This is a genomic window from Roseomonas chloroacetimidivorans (assembly GCF_049629625.1).
Lineage (GTDB): Bacteria > Pseudomonadota > Alphaproteobacteria > Acetobacterales > Acetobacteraceae > Roseomonas > Roseomonas chloroacetimidivorans.
The window spans coordinates 1-16,316 of the sequence record NZ_JBNBZS010000065.1 but is presented as its reverse complement, the minus strand read 5'-3'; the positions used below and the strand labels follow the sequence as shown (position 1 = coordinate 16,316).

The 16,316-nt window shown below is 69.3% G+C and carries 12 protein-coding genes and 1 pseudogene; 2 read left to right on the top strand and 11 right to left on the bottom strand.

The annotated features are described in order from the left end of the window. Positions 1 to 63: 63 nt before the first annotated feature. Positions 64 to 1,176, bottom strand: coding sequence for an NAD(P)H-dependent flavin oxidoreductase (locus tag ACO1BU_RS28120; RefSeq protein WP_424139279.1), 1,113 nt, complete (start codon positions 1,174 to 1,176; stop codon positions 64 to 66). 16 nt (positions 1,177 to 1,192) lie between these two features. Then, positions 1,193 to 2,413, bottom strand: a complete 1,221-nt coding sequence (locus tag ACO1BU_RS28115) for an aspartate kinase (RefSeq protein ID WP_424139278.1) — start codon at positions 2,411 to 2,413, stop codon at positions 1,193 to 1,195. 120 nt (positions 2,414 to 2,533) lie between these two features. On the opposite strand from ACO1BU_RS28115, the gene ubiG reads away from it, so the two are divergent. Further along, positions 2,534 to 3,250, top strand: a complete 717-nt coding sequence (gene ubiG / locus ACO1BU_RS28110; RefSeq protein WP_424139277.1) for a bifunctional 2-polyprenyl-6-hydroxyphenol methylase/3-demethylubiquinol 3-O-methyltransferase UbiG — start codon at positions 2,534 to 2,536, stop codon at positions 3,248 to 3,250. Positions 3,251 to 3,294: 44 nt separating this feature from the next. Here the strand turns inward: ubiG and ACO1BU_RS28105 are convergent, their stop codons facing one another. The 3 genes from ACO1BU_RS28105 to ACO1BU_RS28095 all read right to left on the bottom strand — a co-directional run bounded on the left by ACO1BU_RS28105 (position 3,295) and on the right by ACO1BU_RS28095 (position 4,929). Further along, on the bottom strand, positions 3,295 to 3,774 hold the full coding sequence (locus ACO1BU_RS28105) for a DUF1178 family protein (RefSeq protein WP_424139276.1): 480 nt from the start codon (positions 3,772 to 3,774) through the stop codon (positions 3,295 to 3,297). Between the two features lie 83 nt (positions 3,775 to 3,857). Beyond that, entirely contained in the window at positions 3,858 to 4,115 is a 258-nt protein-coding gene (grxC, locus tag ACO1BU_RS28100; RefSeq protein WP_424139290.1) for a glutaredoxin 3, read from the bottom strand. Between the two features lie 31 nt (positions 4,116 to 4,146). Next, on the bottom strand, positions 4,147 to 4,929 hold the full coding sequence (locus tag ACO1BU_RS28095; RefSeq protein ID WP_424139275.1) for a ComF family protein: 783 nt from the start codon (positions 4,927 to 4,929) through the stop codon (positions 4,147 to 4,149). Positions 4,930 to 5,021: 92 nt separating this feature from the next. Here ACO1BU_RS28095 and ACO1BU_RS28090 point away from each other — a divergent pair, with 92 nt between their 5' ends. Beyond that, positions 5,022 to 5,927: a class I SAM-dependent methyltransferase gene (locus tag ACO1BU_RS28090; protein ID WP_424139274.1), complete on the top strand. Its 906-nt coding sequence runs from the start codon at positions 5,022 to 5,024 to the stop codon at positions 5,925 to 5,927. A 20-nt stretch (positions 5,928 to 5,947) separates the two neighbouring features. Here ACO1BU_RS28090 and bcsD read toward each other — a convergent pair whose 3' ends face one another. The 6 genes and pseudogenes from bcsD to ACO1BU_RS28060 all read right to left on the bottom strand — a co-directional run. Beyond that, the gene (gene bcsD, locus ACO1BU_RS28085; RefSeq protein ID WP_424139273.1) at positions 5,948 to 6,385 is read right to left on the bottom strand and encodes a cellulose biosynthesis protein BcsD; all 438 of its coding nucleotides are present in this window, start codon (positions 6,383 to 6,385) and stop codon (positions 5,948 to 5,950) included. A gap of 16 nt (positions 6,386 to 6,401) precedes the next feature. Next, positions 6,402 to 9,626 (bottom strand): cellulose biosynthesis protein BcsC, encoded by a 3,225-nt coding sequence (locus tag ACO1BU_RS28080; RefSeq protein ID WP_424139272.1) that lies wholly within the window; start codon positions 9,624 to 9,626, stop codon positions 6,402 to 6,404. Beyond that, a complete protein-coding gene (bcsA, locus tag ACO1BU_RS28075) occupies positions 9,623 to 14,269 on the bottom strand; it encodes a UDP-forming cellulose synthase catalytic subunit (protein WP_424139271.1) in 4,647 nt (1,548 codons plus the stop codon). Before bcsA ends, ACO1BU_RS28080 begins: the two co-directional genes overlap by 4 nt. After that, a complete protein-coding gene (locus ACO1BU_RS28070) occupies positions 14,266 to 15,129 on the bottom strand; it encodes a cellulose synthase operon protein YhjQ/BcsQ (RefSeq protein ID WP_424139270.1) in 864 nt (287 codons plus the stop codon). The genes bcsA and ACO1BU_RS28070 overlap by 4 nt, the downstream gene beginning before the upstream one ends. A 16-nt stretch (positions 15,130 to 15,145) precedes the next feature. Then, positions 15,146 to 16,039 (bottom strand): hypothetical protein, encoded by an 894-nt coding sequence (locus ACO1BU_RS28065; protein ID WP_424139269.1) that lies wholly within the window; start codon positions 16,037 to 16,039, stop codon positions 15,146 to 15,148. A gap of 167 nt (positions 16,040 to 16,206) precedes the next feature. Further along, positions 16,207 to 16,316 (bottom strand): annotated as a pseudogene (locus ACO1BU_RS28060) (IS5/IS1182 family transposase); the annotation flags it as partial.

The window sequence follows — 16,316 nt, the reverse complement described above, 5'->3', positions numbered from 1 at the left end:
CGCTGTGCCCGGGGACGAAAGCCCCGGCTCCAACTGGTTCGGCCCAGCGACGAACCCGGCTGTTCAGCTCCTCCGGGATGCCAGGGCGGCGGCGGCTTGATCCATCAACTCCGCCAAGATATCGGCCGCCGGGGCCTCCTTGGTGACCATGCCGACGCTCTGCCCGGCCATGAGCGAGCCATTCTCCACATCGCCGTCGATCACCGCGCGACGGAGGGCGCCGGCCCAGAAATGCTCGATGTCGAGCTGGGCCGCGACCTTGTCGAGCTCTCCCGACTGGTGGCGGCGGATCACCTCGGCCTGGTGCTCCAGAAAGCGCTTGGTGCCCATGTTCTGAAGGGCGCGCACGGGAATGACCGGGAAGCGCTCGTCCAGCTGCACCGTCGGAAGGGCATCGCGCGCGGCCCCCCGGATGAAGGCCTGCTTGAACTTCGGGTGGGCGATGCTCTCAGTCGCGCAGACAAAGCGCGTGCCGATCTGCGCCCCTGCCGCGCCCATCTCAAGATAGGAGAGCAGGGCTTCGCCCCGGCCGATGCCTCCGGCCACGAAGACCGGCACTTCAGCGGCCATGGCTGGCAGAATTTCCTGCGCCAGCACGTTCAACGAGACAGGGCCGATATGGCCACCGGCCTCCGAGCCCTCAATCACCAGCGCATCCGCGCCGGAGCGCACCAGCTTCTTGGCCAGGGCGAGCGCCGGGGCGAAGCAGACGACCTTCGCGCCACCGTCCTTTGCCTTGCGGATGGCAGGCGTGGGCGGGATGCCGCCTGCGAAGACGATATGGCTGACCTTCGCGTCCAGGCAAACCTGCACCAGCTCATCCAGACGCGGGTGCATGGTGATGAGGTTCACGCCAAAAGGCTTGTCCGTCAGCGCCTGTGTGGCGGCGATTTCCTCGGCCAGCCGCGGGGGCTCCATCGCCCCGCAAGCGATCACCCCGAAGGCCCCCGCATTCGACAGGGCCGCCACGAGGTTCCGCTCGCTGATCCAGGACATGGCGCCGCCCATGATGGCGACCTCGCTGCCCAGGAATGCGGCGCCGCGCGCCATCAGCGCCTCCAGCCGCGCCCGGGCCGCTGCGGTCGCGGGTGGCACGGCCAGGGCCGCGACCTCCGTGCCCGCGGCGCGGGAAGCCGGCGTTGCGCCCTGTGCGGCGGGGATGGCAGACAGATCCATGGTCATCGGTGCGTGATCAGACCGGGGCGTCGAGGCCATAGGCGGTGTGCAGAGCGCGCACAGCCAGTTCCGTGTACTCGGCGCCGACCAGCACGCTCGTCTTGATCTCGCTCGTGGAGATGACCTGGATATTGATCCCCTTCTCCGCCAGCGTCTTGAACATGGTGGCGGCCACGCCGGCATGGCTACGCATGCCGATGCCAACGATGGAGATCTTCGTCACCTCCGGGTCGGCGACCACATCGGCGAAGCCGATCGAGGCGCGGGCCCTCTCCAGCACCTCCCGCGCGCGCGGCAAGTCGGTCTTGCCGACCGTGAAGGTCATGTCCGTCGTGCCGTCGGAACCCAGGTTCTGCACGATCATGTCCACATTCACATTCGCATCGGCCAGGGGGCCGAACACGGTCGCCGCGATGCCCGGCTTGTCCGGCACCCGCCGCAGCGTGACCTTCGCCTCGTCGCGCGAATAGGCGACGCCCGTCACCATGGGCTGTTCCACGATCTCGTCCTCGTCCACCACCAGCGAGCCCGGCTTGTCCTCGAAGGAGGACAGAACCTGCACCCGCACCTTCTGCTTCATCGCCAACTCGACCGACCGGGTCTGCAGCACCTTCGCGCCGACCGAGGCCAGTTCCAGCATTTCCTCATAGGCCACGGCGGCCAGCTTGCGCGCGCGCGGCACGATGCGCGGATCCGTCGTGTAGATACCGTCCACGTCAGTGTAGATGTCGCAACGGTCGGCCTTCACCGCGGCCGCCACGGCCACCGCCGAAAGATCCGAGCCGCCACGGCCCAGCGTCGTCACCCGGTCATCCGGGCCGATGCCCTGGAAGCCGGCGATCACGGGTACCTGCCCCTTGGACATGCGCTCGATCAGGCGAGCGCCCTCGATCTCCTCCACCCGCGCCTTGCCATGGGCGCCGTCGGTGCGGATCGGCACCTGCCAGCCCTGCCAGGAGCGGGCATCGACGCCGATGGTCTGAAGCGCAATGGCCAGCAGCCCGATCGTCACCTGCTCCCCGGTCGCGACCACCGTGTCGTATTCCCGCGCGTCGTGCAGAGGCGACAGCTCGGTGCACCATTTGACGAGCTGGTTGGTCACGCCCGACATGGCGGAGACGACCACGGCCACCTCATGGCCGGCCTCCACCTCCCGCTTCACGCGGTTGGCGACGTTGCGGATGCGGTCCAGGTCGGCGACGGAGGTGCCGCCGAACTTCATGACGATGCGGGCCATCAGGGGTCGGTGTGCTGCCGGATCTGGGGTTCGCGCGGGTTGCGTCCCGGCGCGGGGCGGCACAGATACCGGCCTGGGCCCGGGGTAGCAACCTCGTGAGGGGCCGGACGGGGGATTCCGATGGCGCAGGGCACGGTTCTGGCGGACGAGATCGCCAAGTTCGACGCCCTGGCGGCCGAATGGTGGAACCCGCGCGGCCCGATGGCCCCGCTCCATGCCATGAACCCCCTCCGCACCCGCTGGGTCGCGGAGCGGCTGGGCCGCGCCTTCGGACGCGACCCCGGCGTGCTGGGCGGGCTGACGATCCTGGATGTCGGCTGCGGCGCCGGGCTGGCTGCCGAGGCCTTCGCCCGCCGAGGCGCCCGCGTAACGGGGCTGGACATGGCACCGGAGGCGCTGGAGGCCGCCCGCTTCCATGCCGCCGGCCAGGGCCTCTCCATTGACTACCGCCAGGGCCGCCCGGAGGAGCTGGCCGGCCAGTTCGATGCCGTGACGGCGCTGGAGGTGATCGAGCATGTCGCCGACCGCGAAGCCTTCCTCGCCTCCCTCGCCCGCTCGGTCCGGCCCGGAGGAATGGTCTTCCTCTCCACCCTCAACCGCACCGCGCGCAGCTTCCTCTTCGCGAAGGTCGGCGCCGAATACCTGCTGCGGCTGCTGCCGCGCGGCACGCATGACTGGAAGATGTTCGTCACCCCGGCGGAGCTGGGCGCGGGGCTGCGACGCGCCGGGCTGCGGGTGACCGATGTGGCGGGAATGGTGCCGGAGCCACTGACCGGCGGCTGGCGCGAAAGCCGCGACACCGCCGTGAACTATATCATGGCCGCGGTGAAGGACTGACCTGCCAGAGCCTAGCCCAGCAGCCCGGGGCGGGCACCCCGCCCTCAGCCGTCAGCGCGCGGAACCCAGGGGATCTGACCGATCTCGATCCCCTCCTCGGCCAGAGATTCGGCCTCCTCAGGGGTCGCCTCGCCATAGATGCCGCGCCGCTCGCTCTCGCCGCGATGCATGCGCCGCGCTTCCTCGGCAAAGTCGCGCCCGACATGGTCGCAGTTCTTCTCGATCTCGGCCCGCATGCGCTGCAGCAGGGCCATGACCTGGGCCGGCAGCGGGCCGGCAGTCGCGGTCGGCGCCTGGGCTGGCGACTCAGATGGAGGCAACTCGGCCGGCTTGGCCGGCGCGGGCACTGGTTCGGCGCGGGGCTTCGCGATCGCCGGCGCCATCAGGTCCCGCCGGACCTTGGTGTCGCCGCAGACCGGACAGTCGACCATCCCGGCCGCCGCCACCTTCTCGAAGGCGGCGCTGTCCTTGAACCACCCGTCGAAGCCGTGGTCCTGGCTGCAGCGCAGTTGGTAGTGAATCATCGTGGTCTGAGGAATTCCGGGCGAGGTTGTCGCCCCTTTCTGGCACTCCCTTGCACGGAGTGCCAGGGTTCAGGTGAAAAGGGTTAGGCGGTGAGCAGCGCGTCCAGCTTGCCGGCCCGGTCAAGCGCGGCCAGGTCGTCCGACCCACCGACCGCCTGCCCGTCGATGAAGATCTGCGGCACGGTCGTCCGCCCCCCGGAGCGCTCGATCGCCGTCTTGCGGGCGGCGGAGCCGGACGGGGCGTCGATCTCCTCGAAGGCAACGCCCTTGCGGTTCAGCAGCGCCTTCGCGCGCTCGCAATACGGGCAAAAGGGGATGGTGTAGATCTCGATCTGGGCCATCTGGCTCATCTCGTGAACGGCCTGCCAGCCGTCAAGGCAACCTCGCCCCGGCGAGGCGCGGGTCAGGCACGCGAGCCGCCGCCAGCACCTCCACCCGCGCCGCGCCGGCGGCCAGCAGGGCTTCCGCGCAGGCGTCGGCGGTCGCGCCGCTCGTCAGCACGTCGTCCACCAGCAGCACCCGCCGGCCGGTGATCCGGGCCATCCGCCGGGGCGCCACCCGAATCGCGCCCTGGAGCGTCGCCCGGCGCGCTGCCGCGCCCAGGCTTCCGAGGCTCGGCGTCTGCCGGACCCGGCGCAGCGCGTCCGGCAGCACCGGCCGCCCAGCCAGTCTCCCGAGGTGCAGCGCCAGCAGCGCCGACTGGTTGTAGCGGCGTGCGAAGAGTCGTCGCCAATGCAGCGGAACGGGTACGAGCAGTTCAGCCTCGGCCAGCAACGCCGCCCCCGCGCGCGCCATATGGCGGGCGAGCGGTAGGGCCAGTTCCGTCCGGTCACCATGTTTCAGCGGCAGGATCAGACGGCCAAGGGGCTCGTTATAGGCGAAGGCCGCGCGGGCGCGCTCGAAGGCCGGCGGGCGGGCGATGCAGGCTGGGCAGAGCCCGTCTTCCCCCTGCCCCTCATGCTCGAAGGGCACACCGCAATTGGCACAGAAAGGCGGCACAATCAGGTGCAGCCCCCGGAAGCACTCGCCGCAGAGGGTGCCCTGCTCCAGCACCCCCGCATCGCAGGTCAGGCAATGCGGCGGCAGCAGCGCATCCAGCACGCCGCGCATGCCGTGCCGGGCCAGCCGCCCTGCCCCAGCCATCGCCGCCGCCATTCCCATGCACCATCCCCACGCCCCCCGGAATGCTAGGGCCACCCGCCATGACCGGGGAAGCGCCCCTGGCAGACTGGCCTTGCTCACGACATATGCAGGGGATGAGCGACGCGCCTCACCTCATCTTCGACAGGCCCCTGCTGCGCCGGCGCCGCGACCGCGCGGCGGCCACGCAGCACCGCGTGGCACCGATCCTGGAGGCCGTGACGGAGCGGCTGCTCGACCGGCTGGACGACACGACACGCCGCTTCGACCGGGCGCTCGAGATCGGCGGGCGCGGCCTGGTGGCGCCGGCCCTGCGGGCGCGCGGCGTCGGCTTCGTTGCTTCGATGGATCTCTCGCCCCGGATGGCGGCCATGGCGGGCGGTGCGGCGCTGGCCGGGGATGAGGAATGGCTGCCCTTCGCCCCCGGCAGCTTCAATCTTGTCATTGCCAATTTCTGCCTGCACTGGGTCAATGACCTGCCCGGCGCCCTGGTCCAGATCCGCCACGCCATGAGGGCAGACGGGCTCTTTCTGGCCAGCCTGCCAGCGCTTGGCACGCTCCAGCCGCTACGGGAGGCGCTGACCGCGGCCGACTCCACCCTGCGCGGCGGCGCAGCTCCGCGCGTCTCCCCCTTCCCCGAGTTGCGCGACGGGGCGGCCCTGCTCCAACGCGCCGGCTTTGCCCTGCCGGTCGCGGATCTGGAGGAGATCTCGCTGGCCTACCGCGATCCGCTTCTGCTCCTCCGGGATCTTCAGGCGGCCGGGGAGAGCAATGCCATTCTGGCCCGGGACGGCCGAATCCCGCCCCGTAGCCTTTTTCCTCTGGCACTCTCCTCGCTGCCGGGCGGCCCGGAAGGCACACCTGCCAGCCTGCGCCTGCTCAGCCTGACTGGGTGGAGCCCGAGTCCGGACCAGCCGCGCCCGGCACGGCCGGGCAGCGCCACTGTGCGTCTGGCCGATGCGCTGGGCGTCGCCGAACAGCGAACGGGTGAGTCAACAGGCCGGGCCAACTAGGAAACCATGGCCCAGCGGCTTCAGGCCCCGTAGCGCAGCACCATGCTGCCCTCCTGCGCACTGACCAGATAGGCCTGCACTTCCGGCTCAGCCCCCGGCTGGGCGGCGATCCAGCCGGCATGCAGCCCTTCCAGCACCGGTGCCATCCAGTGCCCTGCCGTATCCGAAGTGATTGGCAGGGCCGGCGGACCGGCATGGGTCAGCACCAGAGCAGGTCCCTCAAGGTCCAGGGAGATTGAGACCGATCCCCAGCGCGACGTGGCGAGGCGCTCATTCATCCGCGCCTCCAGTCCCGCCAAGGTGTCCTCGGGCGGAAGAGGAGAGAGAGCAGCCATCTGGGCCCCGATGGCGCGCAGCAGCACGGCTCGGTCCTCCGGCTGCATATGGGCATCCAGCGTGTGCAGCATGGCACGCAGTAACCCCTCCCAGTCCGGGCGGGTGTCAGGGGTGGAGGTCATCGGGCGCGGCGCCTCCTCACGGATCGAAGCGGTAACGGGCATAGACCAGCCCGCGCGTCTCGTTGAAGTCTGCCGAACGGTCGAAACGGGCCGTGGCGCCGACCCGAAGCGAGGGGGTGATGGCGTATTCGATGTCGCCCCGGATACCCGTCGTCACGAGCGTTCTGCTCTGCCCCTCATAGAACGCCGAGATGGTGGGATCACCCGCGGCCCGCTGCTCCAGCCTGAACTGACGCTCCGGATCCGCGGGATAATAGGGCGCCCTGTCCTCGCGGAAATGCGCCAGGCCGACGCTGCCGCCAATGCGGTAGGCCAGGTTCCCGCGTCGCTCGCGGTAGTCGACCGGAATGGACAGGGCCGTGTAGTTCTGCGGGCTGAAGTAACCACCATGCCCCAGCGAGAAGAGGCGGAGGTTCTTGTCATAGGCGAAATAAGCGAGGTCCAGGCCGGCGACGAGTTCCCGCGTCGGCGAACGGATGACCGCCTGACTGAAGCCGGCATTCACCTCGACCCGGTCGTTATTGACAACATTGTGCCCGTCGACCGAGGAGTAGCCGCCGCCGAAATAGGCGCTGGTCCCGTTTTCCGAATACTCGATCTGGCCGTAGCCCGTGTTCCGGACCACGCCACCAAAGTTCACGCCCGATACCGGGTCACGCATGCCGGACCAGGAGAGCAGGCTATCGGTCATGGAACGCCGCTCGCCGCGCAGGCGAAGGCGCAGCGTTTCGCTCAGCCGCGGCGCGATCTCGACGCCGCCCAGGATATTCTGCTCGCGGAACCCCTGTGGCGTCGTGCCGATATCGACCGTGAACCCATCCCGCGCATAGGCGGCGCCGAAAGCCACGCCGCTCGCCGAGGTGCCGGAGGGTGCCAGGGCGGCCGCCGCCTGGGGAGAGATGGTTCCCGTCGTTCCCGGCAGCACGGTTGCGTTGGTTCCGAATCGCCGCAGATTGGCGACGCTCGAATTGAGATTGCCGGCGTCGATGGTCACGGCCTGCACGCGGGCACTCAACTGCCCCCCGACACCGGCGAGCGGCACCGTGGCTTCCGCGCCGGCCCCGTATTCGACCAGCCGGTCGAGCCCGGAATCGCCCGAGCGCGAGCGGAGCGCGATGTTCGGAACCAGGCGGCCCGAGGCCTCCTCGTTCACCTCCGCGAGCTGCCGTCCGATCTCACTGAGCAGCGGGTCGTCGGAGCTACGGAGCTGGGCGGCTGTCGCGGCATTGTAGCCCGTCGAGGCCGGGTCGGTATCGAGTGGCACGAAGGGCTCGGCGCTCCGCCCGCCCCCTGCCAGCATGGTGCGCCGATAGCTTCCTGCCGGACTGCTGCCCGTGGAGATCTGAGCGCGGCGCTGATCGGCGGCGAGTTGGAGCGCAGTCTGCGCCCGGCGCCGATCGCCCGTGGCGCGGGCGAGTTGCGCCTCCATCACGGAGACACGGGGATCGCTGGCGTTCAGCAACCGCCCTTCCGCAAGCAGCATCTCCGCTGCCTGCAGGTCGCGCCGGAGCAGCGCGGCCTCGATCGCGCCGATCCGGGCCTCGGCATTGCGCGGCTCGCGTCGCAGGACGGCTTCGGCAATCCGGCCCGCGACCTGCGGATCGCGCGCCCCCTGGTAGAGACGCTGCGGCTCGGCCCTCACGGGCATAAGCCGCGGGGCGGGTGCGGCGGCCAGGACGCTCGCCGGGGCCATAGCCCCATTCAGCGCCGCCATCTGCCGACGTTGCGCGGCGGTAAGGCCGGCCAACGGGCGGAGAAGTTCGCCGGCCTCAGCCGTCATGCCGGCATCGGCCAGCGCGCCGGACAGGGCGATGCGAATGGCTGGGGTGGCGCCACGGTTGGCGTCCAGCATCCTGCGAAGCGCCTCGGCGGCCGCATCCCGTTCCCCGGCGCGGGCGAGTAGGCGTACGACCCGCAGCCCGGCCTCGCCTGTCGGATCGGGACGCCCGGCAAGCGCCAGCACTGCGCCTCGCCGTTCCGCCGGACCTCCGGCCATCGCCGCCGCCAGCTCCACCTGCCAGCGCAGGCTGCGGAGAAGGCGGTTCTGGTCAGCACTGCGCAAACGGTCCGGCACCTGCTCCAGCAGGCGGCTGGCCTCGGCGAAGCGGCCACCCTCCTCGGCGTGCAGGGCGGCGGCCTGAGCCGCCTCTGCGGTGGGCAGAACGGAAAGGGCCTCCTGCAACACCGCCCGGGCCTCGCCTTCCTTTCCCTGGCGGGTCAGCAGGCGTGCAAGGTCAAGCCGGATCCAGGCATTGGCCGGGCTGGCAGAGACGGCATCGCGCAGCAGGGCCAGCGCCGCCGCCGGATCTTCGGTGCGGGTAGCCTCGACTCGCAGCGCCTCGGCCTCAGCCGTGCCCGCAGCTACGGCCTGCCGCAGCAGCCCGTCGGCCTCGGCGATCCGTCCCTGGCGCCGAAGGCTTTCCAGCAGGCCTCGGCGGGCGGTCGGAAGAGCGGGGCGGCGATACAAGGCAGCGCGGAACCGGTCCTCGGCTTCCGTGGCTTCGCCGCGGCGGAGCGCGATCTCGCCAAGCAGCGTCTCGGCCTCCGCCAGGTCTGGCGTCTCGCGCCGGACGGCGCGGAGGAGCAGCGCCTCACCCGCATCCAGCGCGCCTTCGGCGACTTGCCGGCGGGCCTCGGACAGCTCGACAGAGAAGGCCGCCAGGTCAAAGGGAGTGGCCCACCGGCCAGGCTCCGCACCCGGCGCAGCCAGCGCGCGCGCCAGGAGATCTCTCGCCTCCTCAACCCGCCCCTGGCGGAGCCGGGCCAGCCCGAGCCCCCCTAGCGCGGCAGCATTATTCGGGTCGTTCGCGAGTGTCGCCTCGAAGAGGTCCTCGGCCTGAACAACCTCCCCCACATCCGGCGCATTCAGCCCGGCCTTGGCCTGCTGCGGCATGACCGCGGCCGTCTCGCGCCCTGCGGACCGCCGCAGCGCCTCCTCCAGCCGTGCCACCTGGGCGTGCCCGGGGGACACCTGCCGCAGCCGTGCCAGGAAGTCCTCCGCCACGCCCCGGTTACCGAGTTCGATTTGCGTCAGTGCCGCCGCGGCAAGAACATCGGGGTTCGCGGGTTGTGCAGCCAGCGCCCGATCCAGCGCCGCGGCGGCCCGCTCGGGCTGCCCCTGGCCACGCCAGAAGCCTGCCTGCTCGATCAGAACCTGCACGCTGGCCTGCGCGAGAGCTGGGGGCGCCGCAAGGGCCGCAACCGTCGCGGCCGCCGCCAGAAGGCGGTAGCGATTGGTCATACGCGGTTCCTCAGCCTTCGAATGGCACGTTGGCGCAGGGTCCAGTAGAGCGGAACGGCGATCGCCAGCGCCGCGATGACCAGCAGGCCAAGCATGAGATCCGGGCGCGTGGTCAGGTATCGCTGCGGCAGCAGCGTGAGCGGCAGGCTGCCTGCCCCGTAGTTGCGGGACAGCTTGAAGCTGTCCAGGCGTCCGTTCACGAGATGGGCCACATCGCCCTGGATCCGCGGTTGCAGTTCCGGATCCCGCAGCGCCGCCACCATCGCCTCCATGCCCTGCGGGCTGGTGCCGGTGAGCGCAACCACCGAACGCTCGGAGTTCAGGGGGCTCTGGAAGCCGATCAGCATCCCGCTTCCCTCCCCGCTCGTACCGCCCAGCGTCGCCGTCAGTCGCTCGCGCTCCAGGCGGCGGTCGTCGGAGAGAAAGATGTTGCGGAAGCCCTCCAGCGCGTCGGGCAGGGCCACGTTGATGCGGTTGCCCTCCACCGTGACCGGCCCGTCCTGCAACAGCGCGGACAGGGCGGTCTGCCGGCCCAGCGGGCCAACCACGATCAGATCGCGGTTCGCAACCGCCTCCAGCCCGCTCGGCCGCACCACCTCGATGCGTGTGGCAGGATAGCCAACCACGGCGGAAAGACGGCCAATCGTATTGAGCGTGGAGGAGATGTCGAGCGCGCTCGCCCGGTCCGGCAGCACGACCGCCGTCTCGGAAAGGTCAGCCATCCGCGTATAGGGGAAGCCGCTGCCGACGAAATAGGCGAGGTTCGGCAGCTCCGTGAACCGGTAGGCGGAGGAGAGATCGATCGTGCTGTCCGGGTCGATGGAGGAGCGGATGTCGCCCGGCGTGCTCACGCAGTCCCCACGATGCAGCGGCCGCAGGTCGAAACGGAACTGCAGCTCGTTCAGCCCGAAGACGAGGTAAGTGGGCAGCCCGACCCGTCCCTCGCCCCGGTCAGAGCCAGTGACGCCGCCCACGGTGCGGGAGAGCCAGTTCCAAGGGAAGCCCGGATCACCCTCCCGCAGAGGGAAGGACTTCAGATAGACATCGTTCAGCGAGGCATCGAGGCGCGACACCGCCAAGTCCATGATCGGCCCAGGCGGCGCGCGGAAACGCACATCCACGGGCAGCGGCCGATCGCGGAAGGTGTAGAGGTCCGGCGCCGTGCGGAAGGGGATCGAGATCGGACCCGGCGCATAGCCGTAGGATTGCAGCTCCGCCGGGTCCACCAGCTCGCCGAAGCGGACGGGACGGTCATTGCGGATCCATCGCGGCGCGTCATAGGGCTGGCGGGCGGGCAGTTCAGCCACGCGTACCGTCGCGGTCTCACCAGCCAAGCCCTCCTTCCCGGTTGCCAGCACCTGCGCGGCGGTTGCCGCTTCCGCTCCCGAGCGGCCACCGACAAGCAGAAGCACCGCGTTCGGGTCGTTGGGGTTGGGCAGGATGGCCAAGGTGGGCCCGTCCATCCGCGGCAGAGCCAGCCCAGGCAGCGAGTCCGAGCCAGCCGCTACGACGATTGCGTTGCCTCGTGCCGGGACCACGGAACTGACCGGGAAGGTCGCGCCCCGATAATCCGCCTGCACCGCAAACCAGGAGGAGGCGATGATCGAAGCACGCACCGCGTCATTACCGGCACCGTCCGCCATGACGACGGGCAGCACCAGCGGCTCGCGCAGCAGGCGCGGGTCGAAGAAGGGCTCCGGCAGCCGGGCCAGATCACGCGCCAGCGGCAAACGCTCCAGCGTGAGCTGGAGGGTGGAGAGATCGGAAACCGTTCCCCAGAGCAGGCCCGAGAGCGGGTCGTTGCATTCCACCGCATAGCGGCCGGTGAAGCGGATGTTTAGGCGGTTGCTGTCGGCGAAGAAGACAGGGTTGATCTGGAACTCGACCGGGCCGAAGGCCGGGCGGTTGCGGTCGGGCGTGATGGTGCCGACGAACTGCTCGTTCATCGTGACCGCGATTTGCGAAAGCTCGGGGATCAGGGCCGGGCTGGTCGCGCCCTGCAAGGTCAGCTTTGCGCTCGTCACCACCTCATCCGACCGGATGCCGAAGAGAATGCCTTGCAGGTCCGCAAGGCCACGAAGCTGCATCGGGCTGCGCAGCCCAAGCTGGCGCAGTGTACGCGTTTCCGTGCGGGACCCGGCGCCCGGCGTGGTTTCGCCCCCGAAGGTCACTGGTGCGGAGGGCGCCACCGGCACGGCCGGGCGCGTGGGCGTAGCACCCGGGGTAGGAGCGTATTGCGGCACCCCGCCGGGCGAAGGCACGTATTGCGCCGGCGCCTGGGGCACCATGAAGCCCGGTAGCGGTGGTGGTGCGAAACCGCCGGCTGTTCCCTGGTTGACTGCGGGCGGTGGCGGGGGCGCCTGGTTTCGCTGCGCCTCGGCCGATACAGGTAAGCCGAGGCTGAGCGCCAGAAGCATGGCAGCCGAGCGGCGCGTACGCCGCGCCGCGTTCTTCCGTGATACCTCCGCGTTGCGGCCCGTGGCAGCCGGCCCGCTCACGCGGGGCGGCTGACTGCGGGGCGCGCGATCGCCTCGCTGGCGCCGAGCCCGGCGGGCGCGGAGCGAGAACTGGCTATCCCCGCGGAACAACCCGCCGATGCTGCGCACCACCTCACCAAGGGAGCGCAGCGGCCTGTCGTGCCGCACATTGTCCCAGTCTACCCAGGCATCGGCGCGGCCAAGCACCACACGCGTGATGTTGCCCTCGACCCGGATATCCCGCGCCGCAAATCGCATCTGAAGGCGACCATTCTGCCAGCGCAGCACTTCGGCCGGAATCGCGATCTGTTCCGGTCCCACATCAATCTCCATGGTCACAGGGGAATCTTCCGGGAGTCCGTCTGGCCGCTGTGCCGCCACAGCGGCGCCGCCGAGCGACAGGTCAAGGGTATGTCCGGGCACCAGGCGCCCATCGGGAAGAATGATGTTCGCGGGCAGGACGGCGCCGATACGCGCGCGCTCGCGCACCTGGCGGCGCTCTCGGCCCACCGCAAGCCCGGCCAGCACCGTCAGAAGCGACAGGACGACCCAGATGGTGTTCAGGCCATAGGCCTGGAATTCCATGCTGTCCGGCGGATTGGCCGCCATGCCGTAAATGCCGGAGAGCAACCCGAGCACGAGGACGATGGCGAGCACGAAGTTCGGCCCGGTGGCGCGGAGATCGAAATACCCCTCCTCCAGCGTGCCTCCCTTATCCGTCACGTTGAACTTGCCCTTCGTCGGGTCAAGAAGCGTCGTGAGCACAACGGGCAGCAGATAAAGGGTAAGCACGGTCTCGTAGATCTCGGACCAGAAGGAGTGCCTGACCTTCGCCTGAAGCTTCGAGTTGGTAAGTATCGCATGAACCACATGCGGCCCCGCATAGGCCACGATCGCGAGCGGCGACGCCGCGATGATGTTCTGCCCGAAAAGCAAGTAGGCCAGGGGGGAGGTCAGAAAGATGAAGCGTGGCAACGGAAACAGAAAGTGCCACATCGAAGCGACGTAGCAGAGGCGCTGCGTCACCTTGAGGCCCGGACCGAGCAACGGGTTGTCGACACGGAAGATCTGCACCATGCCGCGCGCCCAGCGCATACGCTGGCCGATATGCGCGACCAGCCGGTCGGTCGCGAGGCCCGCTGCCAGGGGCAGGCGGAGATAGGCTGTACGCCAGCCGAGCCGCTGCATCTTGAGGCTGCAATGGCAGTCCTCGGTCACGGTCTCGGTCGGCACGCCGCCCACTTCTTCCAGCGCCGTTCGCCGGATGACCGCGCAAGAGCCGCAGAAGAAGGCCGCGTTCCAGAGGTCATTTCCCTGCTGGATCAGCCCATAGAAAAGCAGGCCTTCATTCGGCACCCGCCTGCCAGAGGCCAGATTCCGCTCGAAGGGATCAGGCGAGTAGAAGTGGTGCGGCGTTTGCACCATCGCCAGGCCCGGGTCGCGTAGCAGCCAGCCCATTGTCATCTGCAGGAAGGCACGGGTGGCCACGTGGTCGCAGTCGAAGATCAGGATGAACTCGGCGCTGGTCTTCGACAGGGCGTGGTTGATGTTGCCGGCCTTCGCGCCCTTGTTGTCCGGGCGGGTCATGTAGCCGCAGCCGACCTCCTCGCAGAAGGCGCGGAACTCCTCGCGCCGACCGTCGTCGAGCACCACCACGTTCATCTTGTGGCGCGGCCAGTCCATCGCCATCGCACCGAAGATGGTCGGCCTGACCACCTCGAGCGGCTCGTTATAGGTCGGGATGAAAACGTCGACCGTCGGCCAGTCCTCGGGATCGTCGGGTAGCGGCGCCGGGCGGCGCTCCAGCGGCCAGAGCGATTGCAAGTAGGAGAGCAGCAAGGCAACGACGGCGTAGATCTCGGCCAGCAACAGACCGGTGCCGAGAAAGGTCGGCCAGAAGCCCGTGTAGTCTAGCGTGTCCGTAACACGCCAGTAGATGTAGCGGGCCGAAATCACCCCGGAGAGCAGGACGAGGAAGACCAGCGAGCCCCTGCCAGGCACAAGCGAGACGATCGAAAAGACGAGGAGGCCACCGATCGCAACCCAGGCCTGCTGCTCCGCCTCAAGCGGCGCGACGACGAAGGGCAAGGCAATAAGAAAGCCCAGGAGAACACCGAGCCTGCCGAGCCAGATACTGCTTCCGAGGGAGCGGCGGAATCGCTTCATCGGCTGCCCTCGGCGGTCGGCTGCTGCGGTACAGGCATCGGCTGGGCGCCATGCGTCGGAACGGTTGTGGGAGAGAGATGCAGCGCTTCGGTGGCTGCCGGAAGCGCAGAGGACAGCAACCGCGCGATCTCCCGAAGATCCGAGGCGGCGCGACTCTCCGGTGCGTGGTCAAGCAGCAACCGCTGGCAGGCCAGGCTCTCAGCCACCGTCTCCTCGCGGCTCATCGCACCGAGCATGCGAAAGCCAAGATGCCGCGCCACTGCCTCGGCCGAGGCCCGGGACAGGCGGGAAGCAAGATCCACCCCGTTCAGCACCACGCGCAACCGGCCGGCCAACACCGCCGCCATGGTGCCCGTGCCAAGGAAACGGCCGCTCTCGATCTCCGGCACCAGGGCCGCGCTGATCGCCTCGGCCTGCAGCACGCCGATCAGCATCGTCGCCATGGGCGCAAGCAGGGCAAGAGCCTGAGACGGGCCGGGCGGCAGGTCCGCCAGCACGACCAGGTTTGGCTCCGCCAGCATCTCTCGCAGCGGGCCGCAGAGCAGGTCAGCGTCGCGGTCAAGCGCCACTGCCAGGTCCAGGGCGCCGCGCAGATCCAACGCGCCATGTGGCAGCAGCAATACGCCCGAGGGCGTCTGTCGAAGATGCTGGCGCCAATTGGTGTCCCGCTGCAGCAGGCCGGCGACGAAGCCGGAGCGGTCAGTCAGGGGCACGCCGAAATGCAGGCGCAGGGCATTCTGCGCGTCCAGATCCAGGACAAGCACGCTATGGCCAAGGCGCTGCAATGCGTCGGCAAGATTGGCTGCGAGCGTGGTCTTGCCGACCCCGCCCTTGGGCGACGCGAAACAGATCAGCGGCACGGAAAGGCTCCTGGGCTCAGGCGGCAGTTCGAGCGGCACGGACGCCGGCGGCAACACGCTGCAGCAGTTCCGGAAGGGCGATATCCACGCGCGCGGCGGGCCAATGACGCGGTGAAGGCTCGGCGACGCTGCCCCGCATCGCGGCGCCGAGGGCATCAAGCAGCGGATAGTGACTCGACCCATCCGTCGAAGAAGCGCCGACGAGGGCATCGAGCAGCGAAGAGCCCGTGCCGCCCAGCCGGGTGGGCTGGCCCACCTGCATTGCCGACGGAACAGCGGGCGTGGCGGACAGGTACGCCGCGGGCGCCGCCACCGGCGCGAGCGATGCTGGCACCCGGGGCGCCGACACTGGCACCGGCGCCGCCAGCGGCCGCGCGGAACCCGGCACCATCCCCACAGCAGGAGGACGCGGTGCCGCGGGAAGCTCGGAAGCCGGCATTACCGGCGCGGCGGATGGCAGCCCCAGCGGTGCGCTGCCGAGCAGGGTCTGGAGGAGACTGTCCCCCTGCCGCTCGGAGCGAGGCAGTTCAGTCCGCGTGCCCCTAAAAGACCCCGGCGGCGCGGCCGTCGGCCCCGCTGCAGCCGGTGACGGGATGCCTACGGTAGAAGGCTGTGAAAACACAGGAGGGGACGGCGGTGGCGGTTCCGGAACCGAGGCCGGAGCAACGGCTCCCCAGGAACTGATTTCGTCCATGCCCTTTGCATCCGGCTGCGCATCACGGCGCTCGCCCACAAGTTGCGCCGAGGCAAGGGTCTGCCCGCCCATGATGGCATCGGGTGAAAGTTCGCTGGCGCCGGCCAGGGCGTCGCCCAACAGGTCAAAAGCTTGGCTTTCCGTTGGCGCGTTACGAACCGGCTTGTTGCCAAAACTGCGGTATTTCAGGGAGGGAGCCCGGAGGGCTGCCGCCATCCGCGCAACATCCGGGTCCTGGCACATCGGCCCGTACCTCACCGTTCCAGGCGAAACCGCCGTTTCAAAGATAGGCGGAACCTATCTCATTTTTGAACGAATTCTAAAGGCTCTAGAGCGTCGCCCCACGCTCCACCGAGGCCATGCGTGCTAAGGTCCGTTGACATTCATCGCGATGCGATGATGGCCGCGGCGAGGCTGATGCTGGCGCGGAAGCTGGTGTCGGTCTTGTCGTAGCGGGTGGCGATGGCCCTGAACTCCTTGAGCTTGGCGAAGA